This window comes from Bartonella sp. AP65SXKL, from assembly GCF_042195725.1.
Taxonomy (GTDB): Bacteria; Pseudomonadota; Alphaproteobacteria; order Rhizobiales; family Rhizobiaceae; genus Bartonella.
Window position 1 is genome coordinate 1 of the sequence record NZ_JBHIOW010000028.1, and the last position, 8,909, is coordinate 8,909.

The window sequence follows — 8,909 nt, forward strand, 5'->3', positions numbered from 1 at the left end:
GTGAAATCAAGCAAGAGGAAGCGATTGAGATGTTAGCGCAACATCTTGTCACGCGTCCCGTGTTTGAAGCTTTATTTGACGGTAATGAATTTGTACAGAACAATGCCATTTCGCAAGCAATGGACAAGATCTTAACGGAACTGGATAAAACAAATATCGAAGAGAAAACGAAAGATCTTGATAAATTTTACAAAAGTGTCATGTTCTGTACAGCAGGCATTACGGAAACTCATGCAAAACAGAATCTTATTATCAAACTTTATGAAAGTTTTTTTGCCAAGGCATTTAAGAAAACCACGGATAAGCTTGGAATTGTTTACACGCCCGTTGAGATTGTTGATTTTATCATTCATTCCGTTAATGATGTTTTAGAGCAAGAGTTTGGAAAAAGCTTGGGATCACGGGGTGTCTCTATCCTTGATCCTTTCACCGGAACGGGTACTTTTATCACGCGGCTGTTACAATCTAAACTGATCAAACCAGAGGATATGGAATACAAATTCCGTCATGATATCCATGCCAATGAGATTGTTCTCTTAGCCTATTACATAGCAGCGATTAACATTGAATCGACGTATCATAGTCTTATGAAAGGAGAGTATATTCCTTTTAAACATATTGGCTTAACCGATACGTTTCGGATGCTTGAAGAGAAGAACTTACTACAGGAATTGTTTAAAGAAAACAGTGAATATTTAGAACATCAAAAGAAGATGAATATTGAAGTTATCTTTGGAAATCCTCCTTATTCAACAGGTCAAAAAAGTGCTAATGATAATGCAAAGAATACACCTTATCCGATATTAGATGACCGCATTCGTGAAACTTATGCCGCTCAGTCAAATGCAAATCTTATACGAAATCTATATGATAATTATATTCGTGCCATTCGCTGGGCTAGTGATCGTATTGATAATGCTGGAGTAATCGGTTTTGTTTCTGGTTCTGGTTACATAGAAAAGTCTACAATGGATGGTTTACGAAAATCTTTAGCCAAAGAATTTAGCAGTATTTACGTACTCAATTTACGAGGAGATCTTCGCAAAAATATGTTAAGCAATGGAGTTGCTCAAGAAGGTGAAAATGTTTTCGGCAATGGAAGTATGACTGGTATTGCTGTAACCTTGTTTATCAAAAATCCCAATGCTATTGGACCTTGTAAAATTTACTATCATGATATTGGTAATAATCGTACGATAAAAGAAAAACTTACAGCTCTGGAATGTTTTGGTAGTGTTGGTGGCATTACGGATAAAAAGGGCTGGCAAGTAATTGCACCAGATAAGCATGGTGATTGGATACATCAACGTGATGAGAGTTTCGAAACATTCCTAGCTTTAGGAGATAAGAAAGGACATAATAAAAAGCTCTTTAAAACGTTTTCTTGTGGTATCTCAACTAGCCGTGATGCGTGGGCATATAACTCAAGCCGTGAAGCTTTAGCTAAAAATATGCGTAATATGATTAATTTTTATAATAGTGAAGTGAAACGTTTTAATGATATTTATCACACTGACTGTAAAACACGTACAAAAATTGTAGATAATTTTGTAAATTCAGATGCTAAAAAAATCAGTTGGAGTCGTTCTCTTAAACAACAATTAATTAGTGGAAAGATTTTCGAATTTGAAGATAAATACCTTATTCAAAGCCTCTATCGCCCTTTTACACAACAGTGGCTTTATTACAATCGCATTTTTAATGAGAGAGTTTTACAATTCTCTATAGGGAAAGCGGTAAAAAATAAGGTAATACAAGTTACAGGCGTAGGAGCAAGAAGTGGATTTTCTGTTTTGATGAGTAAGGATTTACCTAACCTTCACGCAATAGATACAGGTCAATGCTTTCCAAGATACTTTTATGAAGATATTACCTCCTTAAAATCTAAAGATAATAACCAGTCACATTTATTTACGAATTCTATAGAAAAAAGCAACAATGCTGATTTACAACGCCGTGATGCCATTACAGATGCGGGATTAGCACATTTTAAAGCAGCTTATCCTAATGAAACCATAACAAAAGATGATCTATTCTATTATGTTTACGGTCTTTTGCATTCGGAAGATTATCGCGCCCGTTATGCTGATAATTTATGCAAAGAATTACCTCGCATTCCTTGCGTAAAGAGTGCTGATGATTTTTGGAAGTTTGTAACAGCTGGGCGTGAACTCGGTCATTTGCACGTAAACTATGAAGATGTAGAGCCTTATCCCGTGATCTTTAAAAAGGGTAATCCAAAACAGACAGAAATCTCTAATCTCGAAAAATTCTATTATGTGACTGAAATGAAATTCGCAAAAGCAGGTAAAGAGAAAGATAAAACCACTGTTATTTATAATAGCAATATTACCATAACAGATATCCCTCTTGAAGCTTATGAGTATATCGTCAATGGCAAGCCCGCTCTTGAATGGGTTATGGGGCGTCAATGTGTTAAGACTGATAAAAAGAGTGGCATTGTTAATGATGCCAATCGCTATGCTGTTGAAACCGTTGGCAACCCTGCCTACCCTCTAGAGTTATTTCAGAGGGTTATTACCGTAAGTTTAGAGACAATGAAAATCGTAAAAAACTTACCAAATTTGGTATTAAGAGAAACTGAATAACTTATAAAGCATGTTCACATGATAGGCATGCTAAATTCACAAGGGGTATAGAGCTTATAACCATAATCTATACCTCTCTTGTTAAGTTGATTACATACAATCTTTAAAAAGAGTGCTTATATGCGTTATTCTAAAAAGAAGAAACTTGCACTTTTAGATACTTTTATTTGGATTGCCTTTAAGACTTTTAAGAAACCCTATCTAAAGTGAATTAAATTTTTTTACATTGCCTTTAAGAGGTTATACCGTAATCTAAAATGATAGCTTTGTTTAAAGAGAGTTATGTATATTCATTTTCTTATATTACTTATAGGTTTTGAAGGTTTCTCACACCCTCAAAATACCTTCAAAAATCCTTTTTATATATATTACAGATTGTATTTACGTGTTGTGTGTAATATGGGTTGTTTATTTAAAACATTAACATATTGAAATATAATAACTTTTATTTTTTGATTGAAAAATAATATATAAAGGGGCGTAAAAGGAACCCTCAAAATACTCAAAATCTTCAAAACTCATAACCATAATGATCTTGATAGCATTTTTATGATCATAAACCGTTTCTTTTGAAAGGCTTTAAAGGATCACATGTTTTTTTAAGACGTGGTTTAATCACTCACTAAAATCATAAGGTTATCTATTTAAATAAATTGATAAAAATTCATTAAAGGAATTTTGATAACGTAATCAGTTTTTACTTTCATACGCTTTTCATAAAGCACGTTTTAATCACTCACTAAAATAATCTATTTTGTCAGTTCAATTTACTGACACATAACTGAGAAATATATATTATGAATTGAATTTATGGGCTGTCTTTTAATAAAGGTTGCATCATTAAAATTATAACCTATTGAAATATATTGATTTTAATTTTCTCTCATTAAAAAAATAATATAGGCTCTAAAAAGAACTGACAACACTGACACGGTCTATTAAAAGGGATTTTTCTAATCTTTATAATGATCAATCTCTTTTTAGATGTTTTCATAACAAGCAATAAATCGCAATTATCCTATTTATCAACTAGTTGTATAACATCATCTAAGGTATAGGTTTTCATGAATCTTCCCCTGCATACTCTTTAATTCTTTTGCAGAGAAATTCATAAAAATTGCTTGTGTAATATTCGGAATCTTCAGATGTATACTTGAGATAGAGTGGGCATTCACCATCGCGAAACTGCTTATAATCAAAATAAAAGGTTTCACCAAAATCAGTTGTGCAGATAACAAGTTGTTTGGGGTCCGTAAAGCCATCTCTTCTATCGAGCAAATTTCGGTAAACAATATCACCAGCAGGAATACCTGCACAGATTTCATAAATACTGAATATTTCTTCACCTCCAATTTCTCCTCCTCCATAATTTTTTAAAAAATTCTTATAGGAAGAGGTAAATTGTAAACCAAGAGTGTTCTCAGCTGTTTTAATCCGTACATCATCAGGGGCATTATCTTGAGTACCAAAATTAATAACATGACTATGCATATCAACATATTGTGCAACATCTGATAAAGTATAACTTTTCATAAATTTTTCTCCATAAGTCACAGCGTGTTTTTACTCATAATGAGTGCTCCTAATGATCAATCTTTTTCTACTATAGCCAATGGAATTGAGATGAGATTGATAAAATCATAAGAGATATGTTCTTGACGGAGCTCTTTTCTCATCTGTCTCTGTACAATCATCTCGCATTTACAATATATGATGGAATTAAAGGAGGTGATCATTAAAGTTTAGAGAGCGCCTTTTAGGGATATTATTTCAATATTTGCAATAATTACTCTTTCTTTTTTCCTACTTAGGAATTTTTTTTGAAATCCAACAAATAACTTTTCTGATAAAATTTGTCTTTGGATTCATAGGAGCAACCAAACTCCTGCCTTGATAAAATGAGTAGAGAACCTCAACGAGAGGACTATCTTGTTCTTGTGTCACAGGATGTAACATAATAGGTCTAAAATCGACTCCAATAGGTGCTCTTCCTGATACCATTCTTTCCACATTTGTACCCGTTACTATCTGTCCTTCTTCTTTCCAAGAAGAAACTGTTTCGGGCTCAAACAGTTCATCTTCCTGATAAACTTTTTGACTTTTAAATTCCACCGGCTCAGCTGCCCCCATACTTTTTTTCTTTATCCATTTCATGATTCATAATCCCCTCAATTTTTTCAAAATAATCAATTTATTCTTTGTTCTAAATAGACTTAAATAAACTCTCCTTCCAAGAGCGAGGTTATTCCTCGCTAGAAAGCTCTGAGTGATCATCAAAATCTTTTGCTACCCGTTCAATCAAAGCGTAGCTCACTTGCTTCACCTTTGCTACTTCTTTGGCTAAAGCTAATGCACGTTCAAGGTGGGTTTTGTTGATGCTTTCGTCAAAGCCTAGGTGATCACCTGCCGTAAAGCTTTTCTGATAAGATTGTAAGGTCTCAACATCGCCCAATAAAGCAAGAGCGCCAAGATGAAGTAAAGCATAATCCGTATCATTTGCTTTAGACGTAGTGCTTTTTTTCCAAGGAGCAGTGCCATAATCAGAGCGAAGTCTTTTAGAAAGGTCAATGTCTGTTACCGCCCATTCTAAAGCATCATCAAGCGCCTGTGTTAAACGATCCGTAGTGACTTCTGGTTCAAAGATTTCTAATCCCTTGGCTTCAAAATTAAGCTGTATATCTGGAATATCTTCCGTGTGGGTAGGATCAATGAATTTACAAGCAGCGGAAAGAATACCGGTACTAATCATAAAGGCGCTATCAAATTGCGGGTAGTCTTTGGCAATTTCGTCGTTATAAAGAATATCTACTTCACGATCAGCCAATTGATAGCTTGCCATATGGTCATTCTCATTGATTTTCTCGGTTGACCAGCCTAAGCTTTTTAAAAGTGCATGAGCACTTTCCATGGTGAGACGATCATCAGTGTCATCTGCTTCATCCACTTCCTCTGCCACTTCAACAGAAATTCTTTTAGAAGCAACAGATGCTGTTTGCGGATCCAAGCTTAAAATCAATGCCTTTTTGGGAAAACCTGTTCAATAACGCTGTGCAAGAGTAAGAGCGTTCTCAATATCATATTTTGTGATGTTTTCCACAAAACCTAGACGGCTCTTTCTTTGAAAACTCTCCTTATAAAACTTAAGTTTTTTGACATTACCAGTCAAAATAAGTGCAATAAGGTGAAATTCTGCAAGGCAAAATTCACTGTTTGTTAGCAACGCCGCATAATCATAGATGATTTGGTTGGTGTTTTGGTTATCAGCCCACTCAAGTATATCTGTACAAATCTCCTTTAGCTTGCCTTCATCCAATTCAGTACTAGAAACTGTATAAAATTCTTCTGCCTCTTTGAGAGCTATATATTGGGGCAATCTAGGAAACATCTCTCTATGAGCAGTAGAAAAACTAAGTGTTGAAAGTGAAGCCTTGAATATAAGGATCGGTGTTTTTCCTTTTATATCAAGGCTGTACATTATATTAATGATACGGTCTTTGCTTATAAAATAGGCATTACAATTATAATTTTTGTCGCAATAGACTGTCCAGTTCATCATTTTTAATGTTTCAGAAACTGTATTAAGAAGAACCAAAGATTGTACACCAATACGTGCATCTGCCGCCTCTCGCTCCTTTAAAACGGTCAGATGTCCTTCAGCAAATTGAACAGCGTGATTAACATATTTTTCCACATCATCGTCATCTAAATATTCAGAAATCGTACCTGCTTTTACGGCATTTTGATAGGATTTCAGGACATCAATTTGACCTGTTAATACTAAACAAGCCAAATGCCATGAGATATCAGGACAAGAGCTATATTTTTGAACAAGCGCTTTGCTTTCTATCGCTGCTTCTAAATCCTGAGCACGCGCCCATTGTATCACCCGCTCAGAAATTTTTATAAGCTCCTGCTCATTTAATGTCTCTACACGAATATCAATCCCTTTATCAACACCACTAAAAACCCCTCCCCCAATCGTATTAAAAGACTGATAAATATTTGTAGCTGATATCTGCCTACATTTTCTACTATCGTGAATATAATGGCAAGCTACAGAAATATCTTCGTTGGAGATCTCTGCTTCAAGATGAACATTGTAATCATCATTTGGAAGACGTATAAAACCAAAATCAAATTGAATGAAGCGGTCGGGCAAAACTAACCACATTTTCCCAGGTTCCGTAACAAACCACCCTTGGGTTTTAAGAATGCGCGTTGCTGCTGTAAGACTCATCAAACACTGTTTCGGTTTTTTGCGTGCTAAAATGTCATCCAATTCGTTATTTTTATAAGCCTCAGCAAAAAAGATCATACGCTCAACCTGTGTCATCTTTTCATAATCAGAAAACTCTGGTGTATATAATTGAGATGTAGGTTTGTAATTACTTAAAGCTTCGGTATCGCCGAGTAGAGCCTTTGCAACGAGAGAATGATTAGCAGCTTTTTCACGTAATTTTTTCTCAATATCTTGTGCGTGCGCCCAAACTAACACTTTATTTAAAGCTACCTTAACGTGGTTTTCAAAAAATTCTAGTGCTGTAACTCCAAAATTCTCTTCTGAAGAAATCAGCATATCCTCATATTGGTATCGCGATTTCTTACCGTTAGCGTATTCCCAGCCAAGACAATAGGCGGCAGTGGTAAGACTGACAGAAACCCATAATCTTCCACTATCCCGTCCATAATCTATGACACCATAATGAATACGCACTATGCGATCGGGGAGATGATAATAAGCAAACATATCACCCATTTCATCGCGATGGGGCTCCCAGCCAAGTCTTTTTAAAATCTCTGTTGCATCTTTGGTTTGCATCGTCATTACCCTGCGTGCTCTTTAATTCTTTTACAGAGAAATTCATAAAAATTACTTGCGTAATACTGGGGATCGCTAGGTAGAAACTTAAGATAGAGCGGACACTCTCCATCCTGAAACTGAGTATAATCAAAGTAAAAGGTTTCACCAAAATCTGTTCTATTGACAACAAGCTGCTGTGGTTTTGCTAAACCATTTTTTATATCTGTTAAGTGATAATAAACAATATCACCAGCAGGATTATCTTCAAAACTTGCGTTATAAATGCTAAAAATTTCATAACCTCCAATTTCTCCTCCTCCATAATTTTTTAAAAAACTTTTGTAGGACGAGGTGAGTTGTAAACCAAGAGTTCTCTCAGCCTTTTCAATCAATATATCATCAGGCGCATCCTCTGCAGTGCCAAAATTGATAATCTCATCATCATATTTATTCACTTTATCAATTAATACTACAACATCATCTAAGGTATAGGTTTTCATAGATGATCCCCCTTAAAAATATTAACGATGCTTGCATTCTTGAAAAGAAAAAAATAATGGTGGTTTAACATTGCAATTTGGAAGTAAAACCACCATACAAAGAAATTTACTTCAAATTATCTGTAATCCTTTTACAGAGGAATTCATAGAAGTTACTTGCATAATATTGTGGATTCTTGGGTGGAAAATCAAAATAGAGTGCACATTCTCCATTCTGAAATTGAGAATAATCGAAGAAAAATGTCTCTCCAAAATCGGTTCTACTAACAATAAGTTGCTGTGGCGTTGCAAAACCATTTTTTCTATAATTTAAGTTTTTATAAACAATATCATCACTACGAATAATCTCAAAGTTTGTATCATAAACGCTACATATTTCCTCACCACAAATTTCCCCTCTTCCATAGTTTTTTAAAAAACTTTTATAGGAAGACGTAAACTGCAAACCAAGAGTTTTCTCTGCTTTTTCAATCAGTGCATCATCAACTGCTTCATCTGTAGAGCCAAAATCGATACTATCGCTATATTTATCAATTAATTGTACAACATCATCTAAAGTGTAAGTTTTCATAATTTGTTCTCCATAAATTGTTATTTTCTAGTTGCTATATCTTTATTTTCATAACCTTTAGCACGTTCTTTCCAGTATTTCTGTCTCCACAAAGCAAATGCATCCCTATCAATAGCTGATCCCATTGTGTTAGGATTAATGTGAATAGCAGAATGATGTTTATTATGAAACGCATTTGTAACTTCTGCTATGGGACCATCATGTGTTTGTAGCATATGGTGTAATTCAATAGGCTCGTTATCGAAACCTATAGGTGCTCTTCCTGTTTTCATTCTTTCAATATTTGTACCTGTCACTTTTTTCTTGTTGACTGTCCAACTAACAATCTGGTTAGGATCAAACAGTTTTTCGCTCTGATAGACTTTGTTTGTCTGAGTAATTTTTTCTCCCTTGTTAGTTATTTCAAACTCAACCTCAATAGGTTTTGA

The 8,909-nt window shown here is 34.7% G+C and carries 6 protein-coding genes and 1 pseudogene; 1 reads left to right on the top strand and 6 read right to left on the bottom strand.

All coding sequences use genetic code 11. From position 1 onward, the window contains the following. The coding region (locus ACFIMP_RS09060) for a type ISP restriction/modification enzyme (RefSeq protein WP_375686287.1) at positions 1–2,609 on the top strand (2,609 nt) is incomplete at its 5' end. Between the two features lie 1,062 nt (positions 2,610–3,671). On the opposite strand, the gene ACFIMP_RS09065 is transcribed toward ACFIMP_RS09060, so the two are convergent. From ACFIMP_RS09065 to ACFIMP_RS09090, 6 genes and pseudogenes are all read right to left on the bottom strand, one after another. Further along, positions 3,672–4,142, bottom strand: coding sequence for an SMI1/KNR4 family protein (locus ACFIMP_RS09065; RefSeq protein WP_375686288.1), 471 nt, complete (start codon positions 4,140–4,142; stop codon positions 3,672–3,674). 270 nt (positions 4,143–4,412) lie between these two features. Then, complete coding sequence (locus tag ACFIMP_RS09070; protein WP_375618707.1) at positions 4,413–4,763, bottom strand: HNH/ENDO VII family nuclease; 351 nt, start codon at positions 4,761–4,763, stop codon at positions 4,413–4,415. 88 nt (positions 4,764–4,851) lie between these two features. After that, positions 4,852–7,428 (bottom strand): annotated as a pseudogene (locus tag ACFIMP_RS09075) (DUF6990 domain-containing protein). 5 nt (positions 7,429–7,433) lie between these two features. Continuing rightward, positions 7,434–7,910 (bottom strand): SMI1/KNR4 family protein, encoded by a 477-nt coding sequence (locus ACFIMP_RS09080; protein WP_375627527.1) that lies wholly within the window; start codon positions 7,908–7,910, stop codon positions 7,434–7,436. A gap of 106 nt (positions 7,911–8,016) precedes the next feature. Further along, entirely contained in the window at positions 8,017–8,481 is a 465-nt protein-coding gene (locus ACFIMP_RS09085) for an SMI1/KNR4 family protein (RefSeq protein ID WP_375638835.1), read from the bottom strand. 20 nt (positions 8,482–8,501) lie between these two features. Beyond that, positions 8,502–8,909, bottom strand: a 408-nt coding sequence (locus tag ACFIMP_RS09090) for an HNH/ENDO VII family nuclease (RefSeq protein WP_375686289.1), incomplete at its 5' end; no start/stop codon positions are given.

Excerpts from the sequence above, each read along its gene's own strand:
- ACFIMP_RS09065 (WP_375686288.1), bottom strand. The coding sequence starts at position 4,142 with ATGAAAAGTTATACTTTATCAGATGTTGCACAATATGTTGATATGCAT.
- ACFIMP_RS09070 (WP_375618707.1), bottom strand. The coding sequence starts at position 4,763 with ATGAAATGGATAAAGAAAAAAAGTATGGGGGCAGCTGAGCCGGTGGAA.
- ACFIMP_RS09080 (WP_375627527.1), bottom strand. The coding sequence starts at position 7,910 with ATGAAAACCTATACCTTAGATGATGTTGTAGTATTAATTGATAAAGTG.
- ACFIMP_RS09085 (WP_375638835.1), bottom strand. The coding sequence starts at position 8,481 with ATGAAAACTTACACTTTAGATGATGTTGTACAATTAATTGATAAATAT.